Genomic DNA, 26,239 nt, shown 5'->3' on the forward strand with positions numbered 1-26,239 from the left:
GCCCCGCGATGGTTCTCAGCGTTTGCCGAGGATCTTCCCGAGCATTTCTGGCCGCGGCGCGCCTTGCTGGCTCTGCAACTGCCCTTGCTCGTCCTGATAGAAAATCGCCGGCGTTGCCGCCAGGCCCAGTTCCTCCATCAACGCCAGGTTCGCCTCGAGCTTCTTCTGAACCGCCTCTGGCACCTTGTCCAACGCCTTGAGCGTGCTGGCCTTGCCGGCCTTCTCGTGTTCCTGCAAGGCCTTGGCCGGGTCCTTGGCCGCGAGCAGCGCGGCTGACTTGCCCGGGCTGTCCTCGCGGATGATGCCGACCATGATGTGGCGCAGCTGCACCTTGCCCGACTCGACCCAAGGCCGCGCCTGTTGCCAGAACATGTTGCAGTAGGGGCAGTTGGGGTCGCTGAACAGGTAGACGGTACGCGGCGCATCGACCTTGCCGTCCTGGATCCAGGCGGTCTTTTCCATTTTCGCCCACACGGCCTTGCTCATCGGTGCGTACACCAGTTTTTCCAGCGGCTCGGCGCTGAGGTCCTTGCCTTGTTCGTCGAACAGGCTGCCCACCAGCACGTGCTTGCCGTCGGGCGTCAGGTACAGGGCGATACCGTTGTTGTGGTACTCGGCGGCATAGCCGCGCAGGCCGTTGGGAGCGTCGAAGCTGCCCTTGATCACGGCGCCCTTGGCCTGCAGTTGCTGGATCGCCTTGGGCAGTTCCTCGGCTTGCAGCGTGGGTGTGGCAAGCAGGGCGAGGGTCAGGGGCAGCAGCGCATTCAATCGCATGTCAGTTTCCTTGTGGGGCGGGCGCATTGGCGCGTTCGAAGGGTTCCAGGGCGTGGCGCAGGCTGGCGCGCGACAGTTCGCCCAGGTGGCTGCCGACCAGCCGCCCTTCGGCGTTGTAGAACAGGGTCGTGGGCAGGGCCATGGAGCCGACCTTGCGGGCCAGCTCGCCGGTGCCGTCGAACAGCACGTTGGAGAGGGTCAGGCCGGTGGTGGCCATGAAGGTGCTGACGTTCTCGGGGGTCTCCCCCTGGTTGACGAACAGGAAGGTCACATGGGGGTAGTCGTCCTCGGCCTGTTGCAGCACCGGCATCTCGCGGCGGCAGGGTGGGCACCAGGTGGCCCAGATATTGATCACCAGCGGGCGGCCGCGGTAGGCGTGCAGGGCCACCGCCTGGCCGCGGCTGTCGCGCAGGCTCATGTCCGGCAGCTCGGTGCCCTTGCTGTAGAGGTGGCTGGCCATGCTGCCCAAGCCCCAGAACAGCGCGCCGCTGAACAGCGCCCAGCCCAGCGGGCGGCGCAGGCCCGGGCGGCGCCAGCCTTGCCACAGGGTGCCGAGGACGATGCCCAGCAGCCCGCCCCAGAGCAGGAAGCCGCCGTCGCGGATATCGATGATTTGCAGCAGGTCGTCACGGTACATCGGCCAGTAGGCCAGGACGAAACCCAGGCGGGCGAACAGCAAACCCAGCAGGAACAGGTTGAACAGCGCCGACTCCGGGTTCTCGCCGCCGCACTTTGCCACCCGCCAGCCGACCAGGCTGGCGATGCCAAGCGCCGCGAGCAGCAGCAGGTGGTTCAGGGCCATGGTCAGCGGCCCGAGGGTGACGGTCAGCATCAGCCTTGGCTCCTGGTCTGGGCCCAGTGTTGCAGGAATCCGGCGGCGTCGATTTCACCGGTGATACGGCGGGCGCGACGTTCCTCGCCCTCCGGGCCGACCCAGATCAGGCTGGGCGGGCCCGGGACCTGGTAGCGTTGCAGCAGTTCGCGGCTGGCCGGGGAGTCGGCGGTTACATCCAGGCGCAGCAGGTGCACGTCGTCAAGGCTGGCCTGGACATCGGCACGGGCGAACACCTGCTTCTCCATGACTTTGCACGACACGCACCAGTCGGCGTAGTAGTCCACCAGGACCCATTGGCCACGGGCCTTGGCGGCATCGAGTTCACGTTGCAGCTCGGCCGGTGCGCTGACGGTGACAAAGGCGTCGTGGCCGCTGGCGGGGGCCGCGGCCGTGCTCTTGCCGGCAAAAGGCTGCAAAGGCTGCCACACATCGTTGCCACCGGCTGCGGCGCCCACCAGCAACAGGCCACCCCACAGCGCGCCCAGCAGGGGGATCGCGCGCAAGGCGGGCAGGCGCTGCAGGGCAGGCCAGGCGGCCCAGCCCAGGGCGATCAACCAGGCGCCGGCCAGGGCCAGTACCAGCGTTTCCGCCAGCAGGCCACGCACGGTGTACAGGGCCATGGCCAGGAACACGAAGCCGAACAAGCCCTTGACCAGGTTCATCCAGGCGCCCGGGCGTGGCAGGTAGCGATTGCCCAGGGTGACCAACAGCAACAGCGGAACACCCATGCCCAGGCCGAGGGCGAACAGCACCAGTGCCCCTTGCAGCACGTCGCCGCTCTGGGCGATGAACAGCAGCGCGCCGGCCAGTGGCGCGGTCATGCAGGGGCCCAGCAGCAAGCCCGACAGGGCACCCAGCAGCGCCGCGCCATACAGGTTGCCGCCACGGGTGCCTTGCCCGGCGCGGTCCAGGCGGTCACGCAGGGCGGCGGGCAGTTGCAATTCAAAAGCGCCGAACATCGGCAGGGCGAGCAGCACGAACAGCCCCGCCAGGCTACCCAGCAGCCAGGGTTGTTGCAGCCAGGCCTGCAGGCTGGCGCCCAGCAGCGCGGCGATCACGCCAAGTGCGGCGTACACTAGGGCCATGCTCAACACATAGACGCCGGCCAGCCACCAGCCTCGGCGGGCGCTGGCGCCATTGCCCAGAACCAGCCCGGCGAGGATCGGCAGCATCGGCAGCGAGCAGGGGGTGAAGGCCAGCAGCAGGCCCAGGCCGAAGAAGGCCAGCAGGCTCCAGGCCAGACTGTCCTGCTGCAGGGTGCCGGCCAGGGCCTGGTCGCTGGCCTGGTTGGCAGCGGGTGTTGCCGCAGTCGCCCCGCCAAGGGCGATCGGCGTGGTCTGCGGTGGGTAGCACAGGCCGGCGTCGGCGCAGCCTTGCCAGCCCAGGCGCAGTTCACCGCTGGCGTTGGCCGGCAGCAGCAATTCCAGTTCGGTGCGGTAGACCGCGCTGTCGCCGAAGAACTCGTCGTGATGGTTCTCGGCCTGGGGCAGGGGCGGGTGCTGCTCCGGGGGCAGGCCGTCGAACTTCAGGCGTTTCTGGTAAAGGTAGTAGCCGTCCTTGATCTGGAAATGCAGGCGCATCTGGCCGTTTTCCAGGCGGTCGTGGGTCAGCACGAAGGCTTCGTTCACCGGCAGGAAGTCCGGTTTGACCGCGAACGGGTTGGCCTGTAGGGGGCCGGCGAGCAGGAATGTCAGGAAAAGCAGGAGAACACGCATGTCGACGCCTTGGCAGAACTTTGAAGGAGGCCATGCTGGCCTTGGGTTATTAACTGAAGGTTAAGCTGGTCCTAGGACTGGCAGCCAGCGTTGCAGCGGCCGATGCTATCAGGCCGACGAACGTCGCCAAACCGGTTCATAATCCCCCCTTAATGATGAAGCTGTGCAATGCCATCTTCCCTACCCAGGAGCCCCCACATGCACGTTCTGCTCTGCGAGGACGACGACCTGATCGCCAGCGGCATCTGCGCCGGCCTCTCGGCCCAAGGCCTGACCGTGGACCGGGTGGCCAGCGCCTCGCAGGCCCGGCAGATGCTGCAGACCGCCAAGTTCGACGTGATGATCCTCGACCTGGGCCTGCCCGACGAAGATGGCCTGAAGCTGCTGCGCCGCCTGCGTCAGCAGGGCGAGATCCTGCCGGTGCTGGTGCTCACCGCCCGTGACGCGGTCACCGACCGGGTCGACGGCCTGCAGGCCGGCGCCGACGATTACCTGCTCAAACCCTTCGACCTGCGCGAACTGGCCGCCCGCTTGCACACCCTGCTGCGCCGGGTGGCCGGGCGGGCGGTGAACGTGATCGAGCATGGTCCGCTGCGCTACGATCCCAGCAGTTGCGCGGCGACCCTGGCGGGCCGGCCACTGGACCTGTCGCGGCGCGAGCAGGCGCTGCTCCAGGCGTTGCTGCAGAACCCGGGGCGCGTGCTCTCCAGCGAGCAGCTCAAGGATTGCGTCTATGGCTTCAGCGACGAGGTCGAAAGCAACGCGCTGAACGTGCATATCCACCACCTGCGACGCAAGCTGGGCAACAGCATCGTCGAGACCGTGCGCGGCCTGGGTTACCGCCTGGGCCCGGCCCAGGCGCCGGAGGAGGCCGCATCATGAGCCTGCGGGTACGCCTGTCGCTGATCCTCGGCAGCGTGTTCATCGTCATCTGGGTGCTGGCGGCAGCGTGGATGCTGCGTGACCTGCGCCAGCAGATGATGTTCTCCCTCGACCAGCGGCTGGTGGCCTCGGCACGCATGGTCGCGGGGCTGATCGACCAGTTGCCGCAGCCGCTGACCGCCAAGGGCCAGGACGCGCATTTTTCCGCCGACCAGTTCAGCGTGCCGGATGGCATGGCCTGCCAGGTCAGCTCGTTGCGCGGCGAGATCCTCGCCAGCAACCACAAGCACGATGGCGCCATGGACGACGAGCGCAGCGGGTTTCGTGACCAGACCATCGATGGCGCCTCATGGCGTACCTTCACCTACAACCATGGCGACGTGCGCATCACCACCGCCGATCGTCACCAGGAGCGCGAGGCGCTGAACCAGTCGATCCTGCTGGCGGCCTCGGCACCGGTGCTCATGGCTTTGCTGGGCAGTTTGGGGTTGTTGTGGATCGGCCTGGGCAAGGGGCTGGAACCGCTCAATCGCATGCGTGATGCCTTGCGCAGGCGCCGCGCCGACAGCGTCGAACCCTTGCAGGTGGCCGGTCTGCCCAGTGAGTTGCAACCGTTGCTCGATACCCAGAACCAGCTGTTCCTGCGCATCGCCCAGACCCTTGAGCGCGAACGCCGCCTGACCGACGACGCCGCCCACGAACTGCGCAGCCCGTTGACCGCGATCAAGACCCACCTGCAGGTGGCGCGCATGACCGACGGCGCGGTGCGTGAACAGGCCCTGGAGCACGCCGAGCAGGGTACCGACCGCATGCACCGCACGCTGGAGCAGTTGCTGATGCTGGCGCGGGTCGAGGGCAGCCTGTCGTTCGATGACGGCGTGCAGTGCAGTGCCGCCCAGGTTGCCCGGCAGGCCATCGAGGATGCCGGCGGCGGCGACAACCGCCGTATTCACCTGCATCTGCCCGAGGAGGCGGCCAAGGTCTACCTGAGCATGCCGGCGCCGCTGGCGGTGGCGGCGCTGCGCAACCTGCTGGACAACGCCCTGCGCCATGGCGGCGATGCCGCCGTGGAGCTGGATGTGCAGGCGCAGGACGGCCAGGTGGATTTCCTCGTCCGCGACCATGGGCCAGGCATCGCGCAGGGCGACCTCGAACACCTGACCGAGCGCTTCTGGCGCAACGGCCAAAGCGGTGGTTGCGGCCTGGGGCTGGCGATCGTCCAGGCCATCGTCCAGCGCTGTGCCGGCAGCCTGCGTTTCGACAGCCAGGCCGATGGCTTGCGGGTGCGCCTGCAGGTGCCGGCACGCTCAGGGAGTTGATCTGCAACAAATCCGACGGCAACCGCTAAATCCGCACCTCGCTGAAGCGTTTTTCAAGCGATAAGAACCCGACACACATCCGGTTACAGGGCGCGTGGCGGGCACATTCGCTTGCTTGCGAGGGATTTTCCGATGTCGACCGCTTCCAGCCTTGCCCAGGTGCTGCCGGCCACCGCGCCGCGCCCGCTGTACGAATTCGAGGACTCACCCCTGCTGCTGCGCCAGCAACAGCAGGAGTCCAACGCCCGTAGCTACCCGCGGCGCATCCCGCTGGCGCTCAAGCGCGCCCGTGGCCTGTACGTCGAAGATGTCGAGGGCCGCCAGTTCATCGACTGCCTGGCCGGTGCCGGCACGCTGGCCCTGGGCCACAACCATCCGGTGGTGATCGACGCCATCCAGCGCGTGCTGGCCGACGAGCTGCCACTGCATACTCTGGACCTGACCACGCCGGTCAAGGACCAGTTCGTCCAGGACCTGTTCGGCCTGTTGCCCGAGGGCCTGCGCGGCGAAGCCAAGATCCAGTTCTGCGGCCCGACCGGCACCGATGCGGTGGAGGCCGCGCTCAAGCTGGTGCGTACCGTGACCGGGCGCAGCACCGTGTTGGCGTTCCAGGGCGCCTACCATGGCATGACCCAGGGCGCCCTGAGCCTGATGGGCAGCCTGGGGCCGAAGAAGCCCCTTGGCGCGCTGTTGAACAATGGCGTGCAGTTCCTGCCTTACCCCTATGACTACCGCTGCCCGTTCGGCCTGGGCGGCGAGGCGGGCGTGCGCGCCAACCTGCATTACCTGGAAAACCTGCTGAACGACCCCGAAGCCGGGGTGGCGCTGCCGGCGGCGGTGATCGTCGAGGTGGTGCAGGGCGAGGGCGGTGTGATCCCTGCCGATATCGAGTGGCTGCGCGGGCTGCGCCGAATCACCGAGCAGGCTGGGGTGGCGCTGATCGTCGACGAGATCCAGAGCGGCTTCGCCCGCACCGGCAAGATGTTCGCCTTCGAGCACGCCGGCATCGTGCCGGACGTGGTGACCCTGTCCAAGGCCATCGGCGGCAGCCTGCCGCTGGCGGTGATGGTCTACCGCGACTGGCTCGACCAGTGGTCGCCGGGCGCCCATGCCGGCACCTTCCGGGGCAACCAGATGGCGATGGCGGCGGGCTCTGCGGTGATGAAGTACCTGGTCGAGCACCGCCTGTGCGAGCACGCCGAGGCCATGGGTCAGCGCCTGCGCGGGCACCTGCAACGGTTGCAGCAGGACTATCCGCAGCTTGGCGACATTCGTGGTCGTGGCTTGATGCTGGGCGTGGAGCTGGTGGACCCGGCGGGCAAGCGCGACGTGCAGGGGCATCCGCCGGCATGCCGCAGCCTGGCGCCGAAGGTGCAGCGCGAGTGCCTGCGCCGCGGCCTGATCCTCGAGCTGGGCGGTCGCCATGGTGCTGTGGTGCGCTTCCTGCCGCCGTTGATCATCAGTGCCGAGCAGATCGATGAAGTGGCCGCCAGATTTGCCGAAGCCGTCGCGGCGGCGGTATTGGCTGGCTGAAGCCATACCCAGGGAGCAAAACGTAATTTGCTGACTTGACTGGAACAGCGTGGGAGCGGGCTTGCCCCGCGATGCGGTTTATGGCACCGGCTTTGCCGGTGATCGCGGGGCAAGCCCGCTCCCACGTTCGTGATGCTTGCTCTTCTGTTCCGTGAGCGACAGCGCAGCCCAAGGGGTTGAGCAGATCTTTTACAGGACGCCTGTATCAGTCAAAGGTGCGCCCGGCGCGCCAATAGCCCATCAGCGTCAGGCTTTCTCGCGGCAGCCCGCGCTCCTGGATCAGGTAGCGGCGGATGTCCATGACAGTCCCCGATTCCCCGGCGATCCAGGCATGGAAGTCGCCGTGTTCGCCGCAGGCCTGTTCCCACAGGATGCTTTCGTCGATATCCACGTCTTCCAGCTCGACCGCCGACGCGCCACGCAGCGCCGGCAGGCTGGCCAGCTCGCGCACGGCGTGCTGCATGCCTTGGCCGTGCTCGCTGCGCAGCAGGTCGCGTGGCAGCCAGTGCAGGCGGGTGGCCGGGCCCTGGCGCAGGTCGAGGCAGTCGGCTTCCAATGGCACTTCGATGAAGGCTTCCACTGCCAGCTCCGGCGCGGTCGTGGCCAGCTGTTCGAGGATGCCGGCAATCGCCGGCAGAGCGGTTTCGTCGCCGATCAGCAGAATGCGCCGGGCGCTGCGCGGCGGTTTCCATTCATAGCCGCCGGGGTCGTCGGCATAGGCCAGGTTGGGGGCGACCATCTGCAGGCGGTCGCCGACGCGGGCATGGGTGGCCCAGGCCGAGGCCGGGCCATTGACGCCGTGCAGGACAAAGTCCACCTCCACCTCCAGCGCCTCGCGGCGCAGGGCGCGGATGGTGTAGGTGCGCATGGGCGGCATGTCTTGCGCCGGCAGTTCACGCCGCGCCTGCTGCCATTGCGCGTGCTTGGGCAGGTTGGGTGGCGCGCCGGCTGGCGTCGGAAACAGCAACTTCACGCGCTGGTCGGGGGCCAGGGTGGTCATCTGCGCGACGTCCTCGCCGGTGAAGACGAAGCGAGCCAGTGAGGGGCTCAAGGGTTCGATGGCCTTGAGGTCGAGGTCGAAGAGCCGGTAGGGCGTGGCCTGCACGGCAGGTGCCAGGCGAGCAAGCGGGGAGGTCATGGGCATGCCTCTGTCAGCGGGAGATACCCATCAGACGAGCGCACTGCGCGGTTAATTAGCTGGTGTGTGTCGTGCCTAAATTTCCCCGGCCCGCCTACGTTCTAGCTTGGATAGCAGTCGCGGCACGCGAAGACGGATTGAGGCGCAATGACAATTTCCCGACGAGGATTCATCGCCGGCTTGGCTGTGGCGGGCGCCACAGGCACGGCGGCCTATTACGCGCACAAGCAACTGACCCATGACCCCGAGGACGACATCGTCACGCCTGGGGAAGCCAGCGTCGAGCTGGCCGACTACGCAGGCCAGATGCTCGCGGATCAACTGCGCGGCGTCTGGGAAATCCGCTTCGAGGGTGCCGAACGCGGCCTGGAAGGGCTGCCCCAGCAAGGTGTCGAGATGTTCCTCGACGTCGCCACCAAGGGGCGCGGCTTGCGCGGTTTCGTCGATACCGGCGAGCGCTTGCGTGGGGCTGGCGAGCCGGCCTACCGGGTGCTGGGCGACCTGGTCGGGGCCAGCAGCGCGCAGGTGCGCTGGCGCCTGATCAGCCAGCATGGCGGGCCGGGCTATGAATGCGTGGCCAGCCTGGACGAAGTCTGGGCCGAGTTCGCCAATGCCGGCAGCGGTACGCTGACCGGGCGCGTGCAGCGTCTGGATCGGCCGCTGACCCTGCCGGTGCCCGACAGCCGCTTCGTCGCGGTCAAGCGGTTGTTCCCCGAGGCCCGTGAGCGCCTGCCTTATACCCCCGAGATGCTGGCCTGGGTGGTCGGTGCCGAACACCGCTTGTTCCACCAGCTCTGGCATGCCACCCGTGACCAGTGGCACAAGTTGCCGCAGAACAAGCAGGATGCCCTGCGTGGCCTGGGCTGGCAGCCCGGGCCCAGGGATCATGAGCGCGATGCCCGTGGCCCGCGCAAGCACCGCAATGGTTCGGGTATCGATTTCCTGTTCATGCACCGGCACATGCTGATGTATGCGCGCACCTTGCAGGACTTGCCCTCCTGGCAGCGCTTCCCGCTGCCGCAGCCGAGCGTCGAGTTTGACCGCGCAGGCTTTGCCCGTTATTTCGACAACCACGACGGCTACTGCGTGCCGCCGACCTGGCAGGCGCCGGGCGACGAGGCCTATGGCCAGTGGGTCGGGGCGATCAAGGCTGGCGAAACCTATTGCAGCAACTTCCAGGTGTGGGAGTCGCAGTACCAGGACCCGTTGTACCTGTCGAAGCTGACCCTGGGGGCCTTCGGCTCGGAATTGGAGATGAACCTGCACGACTGGCTGCACATGTGCTGGGCGTCGGTGCCGCGTGATCCTAACAATGGCGCGCCGGTGCCGTTCGCCCGTGACCAGGCCGACTTTGCCGCGCGCTGGTTCGAACCCGAAAACGATTTTCTCGGCGACCCGTTCTCGTCCCATGTCAATCCGGTGTTCTGGGGCTTCCATGGCTGGATCGACGACCGCATCGACGACTGGTTCCGTGCCCATGAACGCTATCACCCCGGCCAGGTACGGCGCCTGGAGATCAATGGCGTGCCCTGGTTCGCCCCGGGCCGCTGGGTCGAAGCCGGCGACCCGTGGCTGGGCCCGGACACCCATGGCTGCAGCACGCAGCCAGGCATGCGCCTGGGCAAGTCGGTGGAGATGGACGTGGAGACCATGAAGCTGGCCCTGCGTATCACGTTCGGTAACGAGGAAAAGCTGGATAGCCTGCTGCGCAAGGTGCCACAACGCCCCTGGTACGCGCGCCACCTGTCACTGAAGAACATCGTGCCCTGATGCACCCCATGTCCCTGCAAGCGCGGGCAAACCCGCGCCTGCTGGGACTTGTCGCGTGCCCTACAGCTTGGCCGGCGACTGCCAGCCCCCACCCAATGCCTTGTACAGCGCCACGCTGCCCTGTAACTGCTCCAGGCGTAGTTGCGCCTGCTGGTCCTGGGCCAGATACAGCGTGCGCTGGGTCTCCAGTACTGTCAGCAGGGTCTCGGCGCCAGCGGCGTAACGTTGCTGGGCCAGGTCGAAGGCGATGCGTGCCTGCTCCACCTCCTGGTCCTGCCAGCGGCGCTGGCGTTCAACACCGGCGATGGCGTTCAAGGCTTTCTCCACATCGGCGAAGCCCGCCAGGATGCTGCCGCGGTACAGCTCCAGCAATTCCTCCTGTTCGGCGCTGGCCTGGTCCCGTGCGGCGCTGAGGCGGCCGTTGTTGAAGATTGGCGCGGCGAGGCCGGCAGTCAGGGTGTAGTAGGGGCTGTCGAAGACGTTGGGCAGGGTGCGCGCACCGCTGCCCAGGTTCGCACCGAGTATCAGGCGAGGCAGCATGGCCGCCCGGGCCACCTGGATGTTGGCGCTGGCCGCCGCCAGGCGCGCTTCGGCGGCGGCGATGTCCGGCCGCCGGCCGAGCAGTTCGCTGGGCACGCCGCTGCCGATGCTGGGCCACTGTACGTTGCTGATCATTTCGCGATTGTCGGGCAGGGCCTGCACCGGGTCGCCGAGCAGGGTGGCGAGGACGATGCGGTTGTCCTGGCGACGCTGTTCGAGCAACGGCAGCTGGCGTTCCTGGGCCGCCACCAGGCTGCGCTGCTGGGCCAGTTCCAGACGGGTGGCCGAGCCTGAACGTTCGCGGGCTTCGACCAGACCCAGCACGTCGCGGGCATTGCCCAGGTTGAGCCGGGCGATGCGCAGTTGCTCGTCGAGTGCCAGGCCTTGCAGGTAGCTGTCGGCCACGGCGCTGACCAGGGTCAGCTCGACGGTCTGGCGATCGAAACGGCTGGCATCCAGGCTGCGCAGCGCGCTGTCGCGGGTGGCGCGCAGGCCGCCCCAGAAATCGATCTCGTAGCTGGCGCTCAGGCGGGTGCCGAAGGAAGTGCTGGTGCGCTCGCTGCTGCTGGCGTCCAGCTGGCGGTTGCCTTCACCGCGCAACAGGCGCTGTCGGCTGCCATCCAGGCCGAGCTGTACTTCTGGCAGCAAGGGCGCGCCGGCGATCACCGCGATGGCTTGAGCCTTGCGCACGCGTGCCGCGGCCGCCGCCAGGTCGTGGCTGTTCACCCGCGCGCGTTCGACCAGCTGGTCCAGTTCCAGGCTGGCAAAGGCTCGCCACCACTGGTTGTCCGGCAGGGCCTGGTTGGCGCTGGTCGGCCCTTGCCAGGCCGGCGGGGTGTCGATGTTCGCCGCAGGCGGCGGCGGGGTGCTGCAGGCGGCCAGGCCAAGGCTCAGGGCCAGCAAGCTGATACGGCAGGGGGTCGTCATGGGTTATTCGCTGGTAAGGGCCTTGACCGGGTCGAGGCGGGCGGCCTTGCGGGCCGGCATGAAACCGAACACCACGCCGGTGATCACGGCGCAGGCAAACGCGCCGAGGATGGCGGGCAGGGCGAAGGCCACGGCGATGTCGGCCAGCAACAGGCTGCCGCCGATGGCCAGGGCCAGGACGATGCCGGTCACGCCGCCGACCATCGACAGCATCACCGCCTCGGTGAGGAACTGGCGCAGGATGTCGCGCTGGCGCGCGCCGGTGGCCATGCGGATGCCGATCTCGCGGGTGCGTTCGCGCACAGTCATGAGCATGATGTTCATCACGCCGATGCCACCCACCAGCAGGGAGATCGCGGCAATCGCACCAAGCATCAGCGACAGGCTGTTCTGCGTGCGGGCCTCGGCCTGGATCAGCGCGGCGTCGTTGGTCAGGACGAAGTCATTCTTGCCTTGGTGACGCTGCAACATCAGGCGCTCGATGGCTTGTTCGGTCTCTTTCACCTGGCTGGAGTCCTGGGCGGCGATGGTGACGTACTCCGGGTCGCGGCTGCCGAACAGGCGGATGGAGGCGGCGGAGTAGGGCACCACCACGCGCTCGTCGCTGTCCTCGCTGCCGGAGCTGGCACCTTTGCCCTGGAGCACGCCGATCACCTGGAACGGCACGTTGCCGATCAGCAGGTACTGACCGAGCGGATTGCTGCCCGGGCCGAACATCTTGTCTCGCACCTTCTGCCCGATCACGGCCACGGCGGCGCCGTTGGCTTCGTCGGCCTCGCTGTAGAAGCTGCCCTCGACCACGGGCCAGTTGAAGATCTCGGGGAACCCGGTGTTGTTGCCGCCAACGTAGAACTGCTCGCCCTTGTTGCCGTGGCGCACCATGAGCTTGTCGCCGATCACTGGCATGACCCGTTTGACCTGGGGCAGTTCGCCGATGGCGTCGACATCGTCGAGGGTGACGATGCCCATCAGTTCTTCGGAGGAGTGCTTGCCGTTGAGGTAGAGGATGTTCGAGCCGAACGCGGCCATCTGCGCCATGACCTGGCGCTTGCTGCCTTCGCCGACCGCGAGCATGACCACCACCGAGGCCACACCGATGATGATGCCGAGCAGGGTCAGGGCGGTGCGGAAGCGGTTGATCCACATTACCCGCCAAGCGGCCTGCAGGGACTCGACCAGTTCGCCTTTCCAGGCGCCGCGCTGGGTCGCGCCGCGGTCCAGGCGCTGGCGCAGGTCGTCGGCCTGCAACTGCCGGGGGATGTCGGCCGATGGCTGGCTGGGCGAGTCGCTGACCACTTCGCCGTCGCGCACTTCGATGATCCGCTGGGCGCGGGCTGCGACTTCACGGTCGTGGGTGATGAGGATGATCACATGGCCCTGGCTGGCCAGCTCGTCGAGCAGGGTCATCACCTCGGCGCCGCTATAGCTGTCGAGGGCGCCGGTGGGCTCGTCGGCGAGGATGATGTGGCCGCCGTTCATCAATGCGCGGGCGATCGATACCCGTTGCTGCTGGCCGCCGGACAACTGGTGCGGGCGGTTGCCGGTGCGGCTGGCCAGGCCCAGGCGCTCGAGCAGGGCGTGGGCGCGGGCATGGCGCTCGGCGGGCGGGGTGCCGGCGTAGATGGCCGGCATCTCGACGTTCTCCTGGGCCGAACCCGAAGGGATCAGGTGATAGCCCTGGAACACGAAGCCGAAGGCTTCGCGACGCAGCCAGGCCAGCTCGTCGCTGTCCAGTTCGGCCACGTCGCGGCCGGCGAAGCGGTAGCTGCCCGAGGTGGGGCGGTCGAGGCAGCCGAGGATGTTCATCAGGGTCGATTTGCCGGAGCCCGAGGCGCCGACGATGGCGACGAACTCGCCGGGGTGGATGCTCAGGCTGATGCCGCGCAACACCTCGACCCTGGGCGAATCGACACCGCCGTAGACCTTGCGGATGTCGCACAGCTCGATCAGGGGCGTGGCCATCTCAACCCCCACTGGCGGCAGGCAGGCCGATGACCAGGCGCTCGCCTTCGTTCAGGCCTTCGAGCACCTGCACTCGCAGGCGGTCGCTCAAGCCGGTGCGCACCTGGCGCGCCTCGACCTGGCCCTTGCCGTTCAGCACTTGGGCCAGGCGCAAGCCCTCTTCGGGTGTCTCGTCCAGCGCGGCCAACGGCACGCTGAGCACCTGGCTGGCTTGCCCAGCGACGAAGAACACCTGGGTGGTCATCTCGGCCATCAGGGCGCCATCGGGGTTGTCCACGTCCAGCAGCACGGTGTATTGCACCACCTTGCTGCCGGTGGTGCCGGCAGTGGCGCTGGCCGGGCTGCCACCGCCCTGGCTGGTCTGGTCCAGCGGCTTGGGCGGTACTGGCAGGATCTGACGCACGGTGCTGGTCCAGCGGCGCTTGCCGCCGGCCAGGGTGTTGAAATAGGCGGTCATGCCCGGCTTGACCTTGCCGATGTCGGCTTCGGACACCTGGGCCCAGACGGTCATCGGCGAGAGCTTGGCGATCCGCAGGATCAGCGGGGTCTGCTGCTGGGCATTGAGGGTCTGGCCTTCGCGGGCATCCACTGCCACCACGGTGCCGCTCATGGGCGCGTAGATGCGCGTGTAGCCCAGCTCTGCCTCGTCGCTGCGCAGGCTGGCCTGGGCCTGGCGGATCTGCGCCAGGTACATGTCGATGCGGGCCTGGGTCACCTTCAATTGCGCCTGTGCCGTCTGCAGGTCTTCCTGGCGGGTGGCGCCGGCGGCGGCCAGGCCGTGCTGGCGTTGATACTGCTGCTGGGCCAGCTGGTATTGCGCACGCTGCTCAGCCAGCTGAGCCTTGAGGTTCTCGATCGAGTAACGTCCGGCGTCGAGCTTGGCCTGTTGCGTGGACGGGTCGATTTCCACCAGCAACTGGCCCTGGCGCACTTCGTCACCGGCTTCCACATGCAACTTGCGAATCTGCCCCGAGGCTTGGGCGCCGACGTCGACGTAGCGGCGCGGTTGCAGGGTGCCCAGGGCGGTGACGCTGCTTTCGATGTCGGCGCGCAGCACCGGCACGGTGCTGACCGGTGCGCCGCCGAGCGGCAGGGCCTGCCAGGCCACCAGGCTACCGAGGCCGGCCAGGCCCAGGGCGCCGAACAGCACTCGGCGGCGGGTATTGGATGTGCGTGTCATGCGGGCTTCCAGCCGGAGGTAGTGGCCGAGTGCCGCACGGGGCATGCGCTCGGGGGTCCCAGTTAAACGAATGTGATAGTTGGCGATTTAACGCAGGAAGGGGGTGGTCTGCGTGTTGCTGCGAATAATTATAATTTGTAAGATCGCACACTGATATCATCCAGACCCGCTGCGCCTGCCTACCAGCGCTCGAGCAGGGAGACGACAGGTGCCGTCGTGGAACATTACTATCGCGAGTTGGTGAGCTTCCTGTCCGCCCGGCTTGGCAATCGCCAGGCGGCCGAAGACGTCGCCCATGATGCCTACATCCGCGTGCTGGAACGCACCGAAGGCGAGCGTATCGAACACCCGCGCGCGTTTCTTTATCGCACGGCGATGAACCTGGTGGTCGATCATCACCGGCGTCACCAGGTGCGTCAGGCCGAGCCGCTCGAGGTGCTTGACAGCGACGAACGCTGGCACAGCCCCGCCCCGACGCACAGCATGCAGCTCGACCAGCGCCTGGCGCTGATGCAGCAGGCCTTGGGCGAGCTGAGCGCGCCTTGCCGTGACAGTTTCCTGCTGCGCAAGCTCGAGGGCCTGTCGCACCAGCAGATCGCCGAGCGCCTGGATATATCCCGCAGCGTGGTGGAAAAGCACATCGTCAACGCGATGAAGCACTGTCGCGTGCGCATGCGCCAGTGGGAGTCCTGAGCGGGGTGCCGGCGGATGTGAAAATTCCGTGAGCTGGCGACTTGATTTCTCCCGGGATCACGACAACTATCAATAAAGACCCCCCGTCCAGGCGTTCCGCCTGACGTTGCCGTTCCCGGCGCAGTATGGTCATGGAGCCACTGTCATCACCTAACTGCCCAGGTCCGGACGATGCCTAACAAATCCATGCGCATCCTCATCGCCGACGAGCATCCCGCCCAGCGCCTGCAGCTGGAACGGATGCTCAATGGCCTGGGTTACTTCCGGATCGCTCCGGTGGAGAGTTTCGACGACCTGCAGCGCCTGGTGCACAGTGCCTTGCAGCCGTTCAATCTGCTGGTGGGCAACATCGAGCTGGCCAGCCATGCGGGGGTCGACCTGGCGCGCTTCTGCCGGGTCAGTTCGCAGATCCAGCACGCGCTGCTGTACCACTCGCCGCACCTGAAGGTGCCAGCGGTGCCGTCGAGTGACCGGCATGCGGTCAGCATCAGCCTGCCCCATGCACCCGACAGCGAGGCGCTGGAGTCGTTCATGGCGATCATCGACCTGCCGGTGCTGGTCGGGCAGTTGCCCCTGCCGCCCGGGCTGGCGGGGGCCTCGAACTATTCCCGGCGGCGGACCAACCTCGCGCAGACGGTGTTCTGCCGCAACTCCTGAAGCACGGGCGGCCATAGGCCCAAGGCTTTTGCTATCCTCTTGGCCTTTTGCCACGTTGCGGAAGCTGCCATGACTGCGCTCGATACCACCCGCCCGCCACGGTTCAGCCGTAGCGACCACCGGACCCTGGGGCTGGCCGCGCTGGGTGGCGCACTGGAAATCTACGATTTCATCATCTTCGTGTTCTTTGCCCTGACGCTCAGCCAGCTGTTCTTCCCGCCCGAAATGCCGGAGTGGCTGCGCCTGTTGCAGAGCTTCGGGATCTTCGTCACCGGTTACCTGGCCAGGCCGCTGGGCGGCATCCTCATGGCCCATTTCGCCGATCACCTGGGGCGCAAGCGGGTGTTCAGCCTGAGCATCCTGATGATGGCGTTGCCGTGCCTGCTGATCGGGGTGATGCCGACCTACGCCGACATCGGCTACGCCGCGCCGCTGATCCTGCTGGCGCTGCGCATCCTGCAAGGGGCGGCGGTGGGCGGTGAGGTGCCCAGTGCCTGGACGTTCGTTGCCGAGCACGCGCCACCGGGGCGCCGCGGCTATGCGCTGGGCTTCCTGCAGGCTGGGTTGACCTTCGGCTACCTGCTCGGGGCGCTGACCGCGACCTTGCTGGCACAGCTGTTCACACCCCAGGAGATCCTCGAGTACGCCTGGCGCTATCCCTTCCTGTTGGGTGGGGTGTTCGGCGTGATCGGGGTCTGGCTGCGCCGCTGGCTGAGCGAAACCCCGGTGTTCCTGGCCCTGCGGGCACAACAGGAGCAGCCGGTGGCCTTCCCTCTGCGTCGGGTGCTGAGTACTCATAGACGGGCTCTGGTCCCGGCGGCGCTGTTGACCTGTGTGTTGACCTCGGCGGTGGTGGTGCTGGTGGTGATCACCCCGACCGTGATGCAACAGCGGTTTGGCATGACGGCCGGGCACACTTTCGCCCTGAGCAGCGTGGGTATCGTCTTTCTCAATATCGGCTGCGTGTTGGCGGGGTTGTTGGTGGATCGTGTCGGCGCCTGGCGGGCGCTGATGCTCTACTGCCTGCTGCTGCCGTTGGGCATCGGCGTCTTGTACGCCAGCCTGGTGGGGCAGTGGGGGCAGACCTGGGCTGCCTATGCATTGGCCGGCCTGTCATGTGGCGTGGTGGGGGTGGTGCCGTCGGTGATGGTCGGGCTGTTCCCGGCCGAGATTCGGGTGTCGGGCATCTCCTTCACCTATAACGTTGCCTACGCCCTGTGGGCCAGCACCACGCCGCTGGCGCTGATTGCCCTGATGCCCTGGAGCCCGTGGGTGTGTGTCGGATTTTGTCTGGTCATGGGCATGGTCGGATTGCTGACGGCGCTCTATTTCGTGCGTCGTGGGTCGTTGGGATTCGCTGTGCAGCCGTCGCCGCTCATGTGTGGTGACAAATGACGCGGTAATGGCTGCTGGGTAGTGAGGCAGACTTCCGGGCGGGGGTTATTGGAATAACCTATTGGCCGAAAATAACCTGGAAGGTTAATTTCTCATGGAGAAAAGAACGCCGCACTCAAGGAGCTGTAAACATGAGATGCCCGATTTGTGGTGGTGCCGAGCTTGCACCGGACACTCAGGACATGCCCTATCGCTACAAGGGCATGTCGACGCTCATTCCGCATGTCAGTGGTGATTATTGCCCCGCCTGTGGTGAGGCGGTGTTGAGTCATGCCGAAGCCATGCGTGTCAGTGACCTGATGGTGGAGTTTGATCGGAAGATCAATGCTGAGGCAATTGACCCTGCCTTCATCGTTGCCGTGCGTAAGAAGTTCGATCTCGACCAGCGCGAAGCGGGTGAAATCTTCGGGGGAGGCGTCAATGCGTTCTCTCGTTATGAAAATGGCAAGACCCGGCCGCCGGTCGCTTTGATCAAGCTCTTCAAGCTCTTGGATCGCCATCCGGAGCTGTTTGAGGAAGTCAGGACTGCCTGATGCATCCTGACAGTCCCTCGGTGTCCCTCGACCTTGCCGACTACACCTGCCCGGTGCAGTTGCCTCCGGGCACTACAAGCCCGATGGTGGGCAGTGCCTGGGGCATGTCCTGGAGCGGCTCGAGCAACTAGGGTCTGTACGAAATGTGTCTGCGCGAAGGCCAGACAAGGCGAAACGGGGGGAGGAAGCGGAGTGTACTGGAGTACATGAGCATTCCGAGCCCCGTTTCAACGCAGTATGGGCGAGTGCAGATACATTTCGTACAGAGCCTAGGGCTGGACACCACGCACACCGTGGTTTCGTATAGGCAATAGCGGCTATGCCATGAAAAAACCCCCGGGCCTTACGGCCAGGGGGCTTTTGCTTGCCTCAAGGGCAGGGCCTACATGTTCGGGTAGGTTGGCCCGCCGGCGCCTTCAGGGGTAACCCAGGTGATGTTCTGGGCCGGGTCCTTGATGTCGCAGGTCTTGCAGTGCACGCAGTTCTGCGCGTTGATCTGGAAGCGCTTGTTGCCGTCTTCCTGGGTGATCACTTCGTAAACACCAGCGGGGCAGTAACGCTGCGCCGGTTCGTCATACAGCGGCAGGTTGCTGGCGATCGGGATGTTCGGATCGGTCAGCTTCAGGTGGCAGGGTTGTTCCTCTTCGTGGTTGGTGCTGGAGAGGAATACCGAGCTGAGCTTGTCGAAGCTGAGCTTGCCGTCGGGTTTCGGGTAGTCGATCTTCTGCGAGTCTGCCGCCAGCTTCAGGCAGGCGTAGTCCGGCTTGGTGTCGTGCAGGGTGAACGGCAGCTTGCCGCCAAACCAGTTCTGGTCGACGTAGTTGAACGCAGCGCCCAGGATCGGGCCGAACTTGTGCATGGCCGGGCCGAAGTTGCGGCTGGCGAACAGCTCTTCATGCAGCCAGCTGGCCTTGAACGCGCTGACATAGCTGTTGAGCTGGTCACCGCCCTCGCTGCCGGCGATCAGTGCGTCGGCCACCGCTTCTGCGGCGAGCATGCCGGACTTCATCGCGGTGTGGCTGCCCTTGATCTTGGCGAAGTTCAGGGTGCCGAGGTCGCAGCCGATCAGCGCGCCGCCGTTGAACACCATCTTCGGCAGCGAGTTGAAACCGCCCTTGCAGATGGCGCGGGCGCCGTAGCTGATGCGCTTGCCGCCTTCGAGGTACTGGGCCATCACCGGGTGGTGCTTGAGGCGCTGGAATTCGTCGAACGGCGACAGGTACGGGTTGGTGTAGGACAGGTCGACGATCAGGCCGACCACCACCTGGTTGTTCTCCAGGTGATAGAGGAACGAGCCGCCGGTGTTGTCCTTGCTCATCACGTCCAGCGGCCAGCCGGCGGTGTGCACCACCAGGCCCTGCTCATGCTTGGCCGGGTCGATTTCCCAGATTTCCTTGAGGCCGATGCCGTAGTGCTGGACGTCGGACTCGTTGTCCAGATCGAAGCGCTTGATCAGTTGCTTGCCGATGTGGCCACGGCAGCCTTCGGCGAACAGGGTGTACTTGGCACGCAATTCCATGCCCGGGGTGTACAGGCCGTCCTTCGGGTTGCCTTCGCGGTCGACACCGAGGTCGCCGGTAACGATGCCGCGGACCACGCCGTTTTCGTCGAACAGCGCTTCCTGGGCGGCGAAGCCCGGGTAGATCTCCACGCCGAGGTTCTCGGCCTGCTGGGCCAGCCAGCGGCACAGGTTGCCCAGCGAGATGATGTAGTTGCCCTGGTTGTGCATGGTCTTGGGCACGAACAGGTCAGGCACTTTTGTCGAGCTGCCGGCATCCTTGAGCACATAGATGTCGTCGCGCTTCACTTCGGTGTTCAGCGGCGCGCCCAGCTCTTTCCAGTCGGGGAACAGTTCGTTCAGGGCGCGCGGTTCGAACACCGCGCCGGAGAGAATATGGGCGCCGACTTCGGAGCCTTTCTCGACCACGCAGACGCTGATCTCGCTACCGGCTTCGGCGGCCTTCTGCTTCAGGCGGCAGGCGGCGGACAGGCCCGCCGGGCCTGCGCCGACGATGACCACGTCGAATTCCATGTATTCGCGTTCCACAGGTTCTCTCCTACTCAAGGCTCATCGCGTTGCTTGTCTTTTATGGGTGTTCACGGTCACGTGCGGCGTTCAGGTGTTGTAGCTTCGCAGGTGATGGACTACACCGTTTTGTCTTGGCCGCGCATTATATCTACACCACTTGGCGGGTCCAATACAAACGTTTGTTTGAATTTGCCGGAGGCCCGTAAAATCACAGGTAGGCGGCTGAGGGCTGGCCAATTTGCCGTATTGACCGGATTGGGTGTTACGGTCAAGATACGAGCGCTTTCGCGTTCGCCGTAGGCTGACCGTCGGGCGCAGGTGCACCCCTAAAGACCGGGCGTAGAGCAGGGTTTACGGGCCGAATCAGGTGTTGTAGTGGAGTCTACACGGCACCACAGGAAATGACCCGTGGGTTTTGGACCTTCAGGGTCGTAACAGGACTGATCGGTCAACTGAACTTTACTGCTGTCGGCACGTTTTTAGAGGTGCCCTTGTACCCACGCGCATTCGCCGGGCAGCCCCCAGGCGACATTCTTTTCACCGGAGAGTAACGAGGAATCCATGAAGGTTCTTGTAGCTGTCAAACGAGTGGTCGACTACAACGTCAAGGTTCGCGTCAAGGCGGACAACTCCGGCGTCGACCTTGCAAACGTCAAGATGTCCATGAACCCCTTCTGCGAAATCGCCGTGGAAGAAGCCGTGCGCCTGAAAGAGAAAGGCGTGGCGAGCGAGATCGTGGTCGTTTCCGTAGGCCCGGCCACCGCCCAGGAGCAACTGCGTACCGCCCTGGCCCTGGGTGCCGACCGCGCCATCCTGGTCGAAGCCGCTGACGAACTGAACTCCCTGGCCGTGGCCAAGGCGCTGAAAGCTGTTGTCGACAAGGAGCAGCCGCAGCTGGTCATCCTCGGCAAGCAGGCGATCGACAGCGACAACAACCAGACCGGCCAGATGCTGGCCGCGCTGACCGGCTTCGCCCAGGGTACCTTCGCCTCCAAGGTCGAAGTTGCCGGCGACAAGGTCAATGTCACCCGTGAAATCGACGGCGGCCTGCAGACCGTTGCGCTGAACCTGCCAGCCATCGTCACCACCGACCTGCGCCTGAACGAGCCGCGCTACGCGTCGCTGCCGAACATCATGAAGGCCAAGAAGAAGCCGCTGGAGACCGTTACTCCAGACGCGCTGGGCGTGTCCATCGCCTCCACCAACAAGACCCTCAAGGTCGAAGCGCCTGCTGCCCGCAGCGCGGGTATCAAGGTCAAGTCGGTGGCCGAACTGGTCGAGAAGCTGAAGAACGAAGCGAAGGTAATCTAAATGACTATCCTGGTTGTCGCTGAACACGAAAACGGTGCCGTAGCTCCGGCCACCCTGAACACTGTCGCTGCCGCCGCCAAGATCGGTGGTGATATCCACGTACTGGTCGCAGGCCAGAACGTCGGTGGCGTCGCCGAGTCCGCCGCCAAGATCGCAGGTGTCGCCAAGGTGCTGGTCGCTGACAACGCGGCCTACGCCCACGCCCTGCCGGAAAACGTCGCGCCGCTGGTAGTCGAGCTGGCCAAGGGTTACAGCCATGTATTGGCCCCGGCCACCACCAACGGCAAGAACATCCTGCCACGCGTCGCCGCGCTGCTGGACGTCGACCAGATCTCCGAGATCATCGCGGTCGAATCCGCCGATACCTTCAAGCGTCCGATCTACGCGGGTAACGCCATCGCCACCGTGCAGTCGAACGCTGCCGTGAAGGTCATCACCGTGCGTACCACCGGCTTCGACGCCGTGGCCGCCGAAGGTGGTTCGGCTGCCGTCGAAGCCGTCGCCGCCGCCCACGACGCTGGCAAGTCGGCCTTCGTCGGCGAAGAGCTGGCCAAGTCCGATCGCCCAGAGCTGACCGCCGCCAAGATCGTCGTTTCCGGCGGCCGTGGCATGGGCAACGGTGACAACTTCAAGCACCTGTACGCCCTGGCCGACAAGCTCGGTGCTGCCGTGGGTGCTTCGCGCGCCGCGGTCGACGCCGGCTTCGTGCCGAACGACATGCAGGTCGGCCAGACCGGCAAGATCGTTGCGCCACAGCTGTACATCGCCGTCGGTATCTCCGGCGCGATCCAGCACCTGGCCGGCATGAAGGACTCCAAGGTGATCGTCGCGATCAACAAGGACGAAGAGGCGCCGATCTTCCAGGTGGCCGACTACGGCCTGGTCGCTGACCTGTTCGAAGCGGTTCCAGAGCTGGAAAAGCTGGTCTGATCCGACTGCTTCACTTATAAAGAACCCGGACCGCCCCTGGCGGTCCGGGTTTTTTCATGTTTTTTTCAGGGGCGGGAGAGGGTGCATGGCGTTTCGCTGGAGCAAGGGAGGGCTGGCCTGTGTGCTGGCGTTGCTGTCGACTCAGGCCTTGGCGGTGGGTAAATGCGAGCGCCTGGTGGCCACCGGCAGCCCGGATGCGCCGCCGTATTCCTGGCAGGATCCGCAAGACCCCAAGCACCTGATCGGCGCCAATGTCGACCTGCTTCGCCAAGTCGCCGCCGAGCTTGGGGTGAAAGTCGAGGTGCTGCACGCCGGCAAGCGCGAACAGGCGCTGGAGGAAGTGCGCAGCGGGCGCATGGACCTGCTGCTCGACACGCCGATGCAGGTAACCCAGCTGACCAGCCTGGACTATATCCATCCGGCCTTGCAGCTCAATGAGTACCTGGTCTGGACCCGTCACGACGCGCCCCTGGTGTTCGACGGCCCGGCCGACCTTGCCCGCTACCAGGGCGCACTGTCGGAGAAGGCCCGCCTGACACCGGCCTTCGAGGCGTTCGCCAAGGCCCAGCTCAAGCTGGAACCGGCGCAGAACCTGACGCAGGCCTTCCAGAAACTGGTGCTTGGCCAGGTCGACTATGTGCTGGCCGGGCGTTACTCGGGCATGGCCATGGCCCAGAGCCTGGGGGTGGGTAACGACCTCATCGCCCGGGGCTTGCCGGTGGACCGGCCAGGGTTGTACCTGACGGTGTCGCACAACTCAGCCTGCAACGACAGCTGGTTGCGCGGACAACTGGCGAAAAAGCTGACAGAATTGCCGATCTCCGGGGCGAGCGAGGCTGTGCTGCAGCGCAATGTCGAGCGTTGGAAGGCGCAGATGCAGGCGTCGCAGGGTGCCCCCAAACAGTAGGAAGCGTGTGTGAGAATCCAACCCTTGATGCTCGCCCTGGCCGTGCTTGGCCTGGCCGGCTGTGCCAATGACCCGGCACCCAATGAACAGCTGCGCTTGTCTGAGCAGGCGCTCGAGCAGGCCAAGGCGGTCGGTGCCACCGAGCAGGTGCCGGAGTTCAAGTTGGCTGAAGACAAACTGGCCCGCGCCAAGAGCAACATGCTTGGTGAAAGCTATCGTGACGCACGCATGCGCGCCGAGCAGGCCGAGCTCGATGCTCGCCTGGCCGAGGCGCGGGTGCTGAACCAGAAAAGCGAGGAGCAGTTGCAGGTGTTGCAATCGCGTATCAAGCGTCTGCGCAAACAGCTGGAGGTGCAGCCATGAGCCGCGTCAAGCCCATGGCCGCGTTGGCCTTGCTGGCCCTGGTGGGGTTGCAGGGCTGCGCCAGCCAGCGCAGCGAGTCGGCGCTGGACGACGCCAGCGCCGCATTCCAGAAGGTCAAGGACAATTCCGACGTTCTGCGCAGCGCGCCCCGTGATGTGATCCGCGCCGGTGAGTCGTTGGGGCGTGCGGAGCGCCTGGCAGGTTATGTCGGCACCGGCAGCGATGTTCGCCATTACGCCTACCTGAGCCAACGTTACAGCGAGATCGCCAGTGAGCATGCCAAGCTGGCGCTCAATCAGGAGCGACTGACCAAGCTCGACCTGGAGCGCCAACGTCTGCAACTGGCGTTGCGCGAGGCCAAGCTGGCGAGCGTGCAGCAGCAAGGCAAGTTCGTCGAGGCGCAAATTGTCGCGCTGGCGTCAGAGCAGACTGATCGCGGCCTGGTGATGACCCTGGGTGATGTGCTGTTCGACACAGGCCAAGCCGACCTCAAGAACTCGGCCAGCCGCACCGTGCTCAAGCTGGTGCAGTTCCTCCAGCTCAACCCGCGTCGAGTGGTGCGGATCGAGGGTTATACCGACAGCACCGGCGCGGCGGAAGAGAACCTCAAGCTGTCCCGTGATCGTGCGCAGTCGGTGGCCGACATGCTGGTTGACCTGGGCGTGGATGAAAAGCGCATCCAGGTCGAGGGCTATGGTGACCAGTACCCGGTCGAAGCCAATGCCTCGGAGCGGGGCAGGGCACAGAACCGTCGGGTGGAGATCGTCTTTTCCGACGACAAAGGCAAGCTCGCCCCCGCACGCTGAGCCCGCAACTTCGATCACAGGCACGTCGCATCGGCGCACCGATGCGACAGCCAATCAAAGATCAGCTGCCAAACAAACATCTGTGCTTTTTCGTCTTGCTCTTGCTCTGCTTCTAAGCGCGCAATAGTTCAGGCGCCGCCAATTGCGACTTCAGGAGGCCGAACGCAGGGTTTGCGCAGGGAGGTGACGGGCATGGATGCCCGTCAAGCGCCGATCAGGCCATGGATGGCCCGTCGGCGCGTCCTCCCGGAGCGAGCCCGGAGTGAGGGGACCCCGAAGCGAAGCGTAGGGGCCGTATGAACGGAGCCGAACGGTTTTGCCTCCTTTTCCCAAGAGAAAAGGAGGTCGCCGTAAAGGCGAAAAGGTGACTACGCGTCGCCCTCGCCAATGAATGTGCTTACAGCCCTCAAAACCCACACCCTGAAGGCCTGAAAGCCCAAACCCATTCAAATCAGGGCATCACCCCAACAGTCCCATTCCCCACCTTCGGCTGCCGATAAAGATCCAGCAACACCTGATCCAGCACCTGCGAAGCCCCCCAAGGCTTGGGATCATTGAGAATGGCCGCCACCGCCCAGGTGTGCCCGTTGCTGTCCCGGCTGAACCCGGCAATCGCCCGCACGGTATTCAGGGTGCCAGTCTTGATGTGCCCTTCGCCCGTCATGGCGGTGCGCTTGAGCCGCTTGCGCATGGTGCCGTCCATACCCACCAGCGGCATCGAGCTGATGAACTCGGCCGCGTACGGGCTCTTCCAGGCCGCCTGCAGCAGTGCAGCCATCTCACGGGTGCTGACCCGCTCGGCACGGGACAGGCCCGAGCCATTCTCCATCACCAGATGCGGCGCGGTGATGCCTTTCTTGGCCATCCACTGACGTACCACTCGTTGAGCAGCGCGGGCGTCGTCGCCATCAGCGTCGGTGCGGAACTGCGCGCCAAGGCTGAGGAACAACTGCTGGGCCATGGTGTTGTTGCTGTACTTGTTGATGTCGCGGATCACTTCCACCAGGTCTGGCGAGAAGGCTCGAGCCAAGAGGCGTGCGCTCTTGGGCACATTCTCGATGCGGTCGCGGCCCTGAATGCTGCCGCCCAGCTCGTTCCAGATGGCCCGTACGGCACCGGCGGCATAGGTCGGGTGATCCAGCAGCGCCAGGTAGGTCTGCGAGTTGCAGCCATCGGCGAGCTGGCCACTGACCGTGACACTGACACCATCGGGCTGTGCCACCGGGTTGTAGCGCACTTCGCCAGTGCACTGCTTGCCCGCCGCGGCCTTGACCTGGTTGTCGATGCGGATGCTGGCGATCGGTGGTTCGACCGACACGTTGACCTTGCCACCGTCGTTACGGGCGACGAAGCGCAAGGCCTTGAGGTTGACCAGCAGCGAGTCCGGCTTGACCAGGAACGGCTTGTTGTCGTCGCCGCCGTCGTCGTTGAACTGCGGCAGGTTGGGTTGCACGAAATGGCTGCGATCCAGGATCAGGTCGCCGGTCACGGTACGCACACCGTTGGCGCGCAGGTCGCGCATCAGCAACCAGAGCTTTTCCATGTTCAGCTTGGGGTCGCCACCGCCCTTGAGGTACAGGTTGCCATTGAGCACGCCGTTGCTCAGGGTACCGTCGGTGTAGAACTCGGTTTTCCACTGAAAGGTGGGGCCCAGCAGCTCAAGCGCGGCATAGGTGGTGACCAGCTTCATGGTCGAGGCCGGATTGACCGACACGTCGGCGTTGAACACGGTCGCCGTGCCCGGTCCGTCCAGCGGCAGCATGACCAGCGACAGGGCCGAGTCCTGCAGCTTGTTGGTCTTTAGCGCCTGTTGCACTTTCGGTGGCAGATTGGTGTTTACGGCGGCGGCCTGCACGGACAGCGACAAGGGCAGCAACAGGCCGGCGAACAGCAGTGGGCGGAGCGTCTTGATCATAAATGGACAAACCCTGCGGGCGAGGGGAAAAGACACTGGGGCTGTATGAAGTGATGGCCCCAAGACGAATAGAGTGCGCATTATGCCCCAAGCGTGCCCTGCATGGGCCTCGTTCGACGGAAAAG

General features: G+C 65.5%; 23 protein-coding genes. 14 read left to right on the forward strand and 9 right to left on the reverse strand.

Going from position 1 to position 26,239, the window contains the following annotated elements; translation table 11 throughout:
- Nucleotides 1-15 precede the first annotated feature (15 nt).
- From dsbG to dsbD, 3 genes are read right to left on the reverse strand one after another with little or no spacing between them, the layout of a single operon-like run.
- Nucleotides 16-774 carry a thiol:disulfide interchange protein DsbG gene (gene dsbG / locus ABZO33_RS04285; protein WP_367856630.1) on the reverse strand — a complete coding sequence of 253 codons (759 nt, stop codon included), beginning with the start codon at nucleotides 772-774 and terminating at the stop codon, nucleotides 16-18.
- A gap of 1 nt (nucleotide 775) precedes the next feature.
- On the reverse strand, nucleotides 776-1,606 hold the full coding sequence (locus ABZO33_RS04290; protein WP_414534980.1) for a TlpA family protein disulfide reductase: 831 nt from the start codon (nucleotides 1,604-1,606) through the stop codon (nucleotides 776-778).
- Nucleotides 1,606-3,324 carry a protein-disulfide reductase DsbD gene (gene dsbD, locus ABZO33_RS04295; RefSeq protein WP_414534981.1) on the reverse strand — a complete coding sequence of 573 codons (1,719 nt, stop codon included), beginning with the start codon at nucleotides 3,322-3,324 and terminating at the stop codon, nucleotides 1,606-1,608. Before dsbD ends, ABZO33_RS04290 begins: the two co-directional genes overlap by 1 nt.
- A gap of 198 nt (nucleotides 3,325-3,522) precedes the next feature.
- Here dsbD and ABZO33_RS04300 point away from each other — a divergent pair, with 198 nt between their 5' ends.
- The 3 genes from ABZO33_RS04300 (at nucleotide 3,523) to ABZO33_RS04310 (ending at nucleotide 7,058) form a co-directional block, all read left to right on the forward strand.
- On the forward strand, nucleotides 3,523-4,206 hold the full coding sequence (locus ABZO33_RS04300; protein ID WP_414534982.1) for a response regulator: 684 nt from the start codon (nucleotides 3,523-3,525) through the stop codon (nucleotides 4,204-4,206).
- Nucleotides 4,203-5,525, forward strand: coding sequence for an ATP-binding protein (locus ABZO33_RS04305; protein ID WP_367856628.1), 1,323 nt, complete (start codon nucleotides 4,203-4,205; stop codon nucleotides 5,523-5,525). The genes ABZO33_RS04300 and ABZO33_RS04305 overlap by 4 nt, the downstream gene beginning before the upstream one ends.
- Before the next feature lie 132 nt (nucleotides 5,526-5,657).
- On the forward strand, nucleotides 5,658-7,058 hold the full coding sequence (locus tag ABZO33_RS04310; protein ID WP_414534983.1) for an aspartate aminotransferase family protein: 1,401 nt from the start codon (nucleotides 5,658-5,660) through the stop codon (nucleotides 7,056-7,058).
- A 205-nt stretch (nucleotides 7,059-7,263) separates the two neighbouring features.
- On the opposite strand, the gene ABZO33_RS04315 is transcribed toward ABZO33_RS04310, so the two are convergent.
- Entirely contained in the window at nucleotides 7,264-8,196 is a 933-nt protein-coding gene (locus tag ABZO33_RS04315; protein WP_414534984.1) for a siderophore-interacting protein, read from the reverse strand.
- 147 nt (nucleotides 8,197-8,343) lie between these two features.
- Between ABZO33_RS04315 and ABZO33_RS04320 the strand changes: the two genes are divergently transcribed.
- Entirely contained in the window at nucleotides 8,344-9,966 is a 1,623-nt protein-coding gene (locus ABZO33_RS04320) for a twin-arginine translocation signal domain-containing protein (protein ID WP_414534985.1), read from the forward strand.
- A gap of 60 nt (nucleotides 9,967-10,026) precedes the next feature.
- Here the strand turns inward: ABZO33_RS04320 and ABZO33_RS04325 are convergent, their stop codons facing one another.
- Genes ABZO33_RS04325 through ABZO33_RS04335 form a run of 3 tightly spaced genes read right to left on the reverse strand, consistent with a single transcriptional unit; the run spans nucleotide 10,027 to nucleotide 14,575 of the window.
- Nucleotides 10,027-11,433 carry an efflux transporter outer membrane subunit gene (locus ABZO33_RS04325; protein ID WP_414534986.1) on the reverse strand — a complete coding sequence of 469 codons (1,407 nt, stop codon included), beginning with the start codon at nucleotides 11,431-11,433 and terminating at the stop codon, nucleotides 10,027-10,029.
- A gap of 3 nt (nucleotides 11,434-11,436) precedes the next feature.
- A complete protein-coding gene (locus ABZO33_RS04330) occupies nucleotides 11,437-13,395 on the reverse strand; it encodes a MacB family efflux pump subunit (RefSeq protein ID WP_414534987.1) in 1,959 nt (652 codons plus the stop codon).
- Between the two features lies 1 nt (nucleotide 13,396).
- Complete coding sequence (locus ABZO33_RS04335; RefSeq protein WP_414534988.1) at nucleotides 13,397-14,575, reverse strand: efflux RND transporter periplasmic adaptor subunit; 1,179 nt, start codon at nucleotides 14,573-14,575, stop codon at nucleotides 13,397-13,399.
- Between the two features lie 153 nt (nucleotides 14,576-14,728).
- On the opposite strand from ABZO33_RS04335, the gene ABZO33_RS04340 reads away from it, so the two are divergent.
- From ABZO33_RS04340 to ABZO33_RS04360, 5 genes are all read left to right on the forward strand, one after another.
- On the forward strand, nucleotides 14,729-15,268 hold the full coding sequence (locus ABZO33_RS04340) for a sigma-70 family RNA polymerase sigma factor (protein ID WP_414535663.1): 540 nt from the start codon (nucleotides 14,729-14,731) through the stop codon (nucleotides 15,266-15,268).
- Between the two features lie 171 nt (nucleotides 15,269-15,439).
- The gene (locus ABZO33_RS04345) at nucleotides 15,440-15,925 is read left to right on the forward strand and encodes a histidine kinase (protein ID WP_414534989.1); all 486 of its coding nucleotides are present in this window, start codon (nucleotides 15,440-15,442) and stop codon (nucleotides 15,923-15,925) included.
- A gap of 69 nt (nucleotides 15,926-15,994) precedes the next feature.
- On the forward strand, nucleotides 15,995-17,320 hold the full coding sequence (locus tag ABZO33_RS04350; protein WP_414534990.1) for an MFS transporter: 1,326 nt from the start codon (nucleotides 15,995-15,997) through the stop codon (nucleotides 17,318-17,320).
- 131 nt (nucleotides 17,321-17,451) lie between these two features.
- A complete protein-coding gene (locus tag ABZO33_RS04355) occupies nucleotides 17,452-17,853 on the forward strand; it encodes a type II toxin-antitoxin system MqsA family antitoxin (RefSeq protein WP_050704793.1) in 402 nt (133 codons plus the stop codon).
- A complete protein-coding gene (locus tag ABZO33_RS04360) occupies nucleotides 17,853-17,984 on the forward strand; it encodes a hypothetical protein (protein WP_414534991.1) in 132 nt (43 codons plus the stop codon). The genes ABZO33_RS04355 and ABZO33_RS04360 overlap by 1 nt, the downstream gene beginning before the upstream one ends.
- A 251-nt stretch (nucleotides 17,985-18,235) precedes the next feature.
- Here the strand turns inward: ABZO33_RS04360 and ABZO33_RS04365 are convergent, their stop codons facing one another.
- Complete coding sequence (locus tag ABZO33_RS04365) at nucleotides 18,236-19,900, reverse strand: electron transfer flavoprotein-ubiquinone oxidoreductase (protein WP_414534992.1); 1,665 nt, start codon at nucleotides 19,898-19,900, stop codon at nucleotides 18,236-18,238.
- A gap of 543 nt (nucleotides 19,901-20,443) precedes the next feature.
- Here ABZO33_RS04365 and ABZO33_RS04370 point away from each other — a divergent pair.
- From ABZO33_RS04370 to ABZO33_RS04390, 5 genes are all read left to right on the forward strand, one after another.
- Nucleotides 20,444-21,193 (forward strand): electron transfer flavoprotein subunit beta/FixA family protein, encoded by a 750-nt coding sequence (locus ABZO33_RS04370; RefSeq protein ID WP_367856619.1) that lies wholly within the window; start codon nucleotides 20,444-20,446, stop codon nucleotides 21,191-21,193.
- Nucleotides 21,194-22,123 carry an electron transfer flavoprotein subunit alpha/FixB family protein gene (locus tag ABZO33_RS04375; protein WP_414534993.1) on the forward strand — a complete coding sequence of 310 codons (930 nt, stop codon included), beginning with the start codon at nucleotides 21,194-21,196 and terminating at the stop codon, nucleotides 22,121-22,123.
- Nucleotides 22,124-22,208: 85 nt separating this feature from the next.
- On the forward strand, nucleotides 22,209-23,030 hold the full coding sequence (locus ABZO33_RS04380; RefSeq protein ID WP_023631442.1) for a substrate-binding periplasmic protein: 822 nt from the start codon (nucleotides 22,209-22,211) through the stop codon (nucleotides 23,028-23,030).
- A gap of 9 nt (nucleotides 23,031-23,039) precedes the next feature.
- On the forward strand, nucleotides 23,040-23,393 hold the full coding sequence (locus tag ABZO33_RS04385; protein WP_102683122.1) for a DUF4398 domain-containing protein: 354 nt from the start codon (nucleotides 23,040-23,042) through the stop codon (nucleotides 23,391-23,393).
- Nucleotides 23,390-24,199 carry an OmpA family protein gene (locus tag ABZO33_RS04390; protein ID WP_414534994.1) on the forward strand — a complete coding sequence of 270 codons (810 nt, stop codon included), beginning with the start codon at nucleotides 23,390-23,392 and terminating at the stop codon, nucleotides 24,197-24,199. Before ABZO33_RS04385 ends, ABZO33_RS04390 begins: the two co-directional genes overlap by 4 nt.
- Before the next feature lie 451 nt (nucleotides 24,200-24,650).
- On the opposite strand, the gene dacB is transcribed toward ABZO33_RS04390, so the two are convergent.
- Nucleotides 24,651-26,114, reverse strand: a complete 1,464-nt coding sequence (gene dacB, locus ABZO33_RS04395; RefSeq protein ID WP_414534995.1) for a D-alanyl-D-alanine carboxypeptidase/D-alanyl-D-alanine-endopeptidase — start codon at nucleotides 26,112-26,114, stop codon at nucleotides 24,651-24,653.
- Nucleotides 26,115-26,239 lie beyond the last annotated feature (125 nt).

Origin of the sequence: Pseudomonas sp. CAM1A, from assembly GCF_047501685.1 — a bacterium.
Classification (GTDB): Bacteria; Pseudomonadota; Gammaproteobacteria; order Pseudomonadales; family Pseudomonadaceae; genus Aquipseudomonas.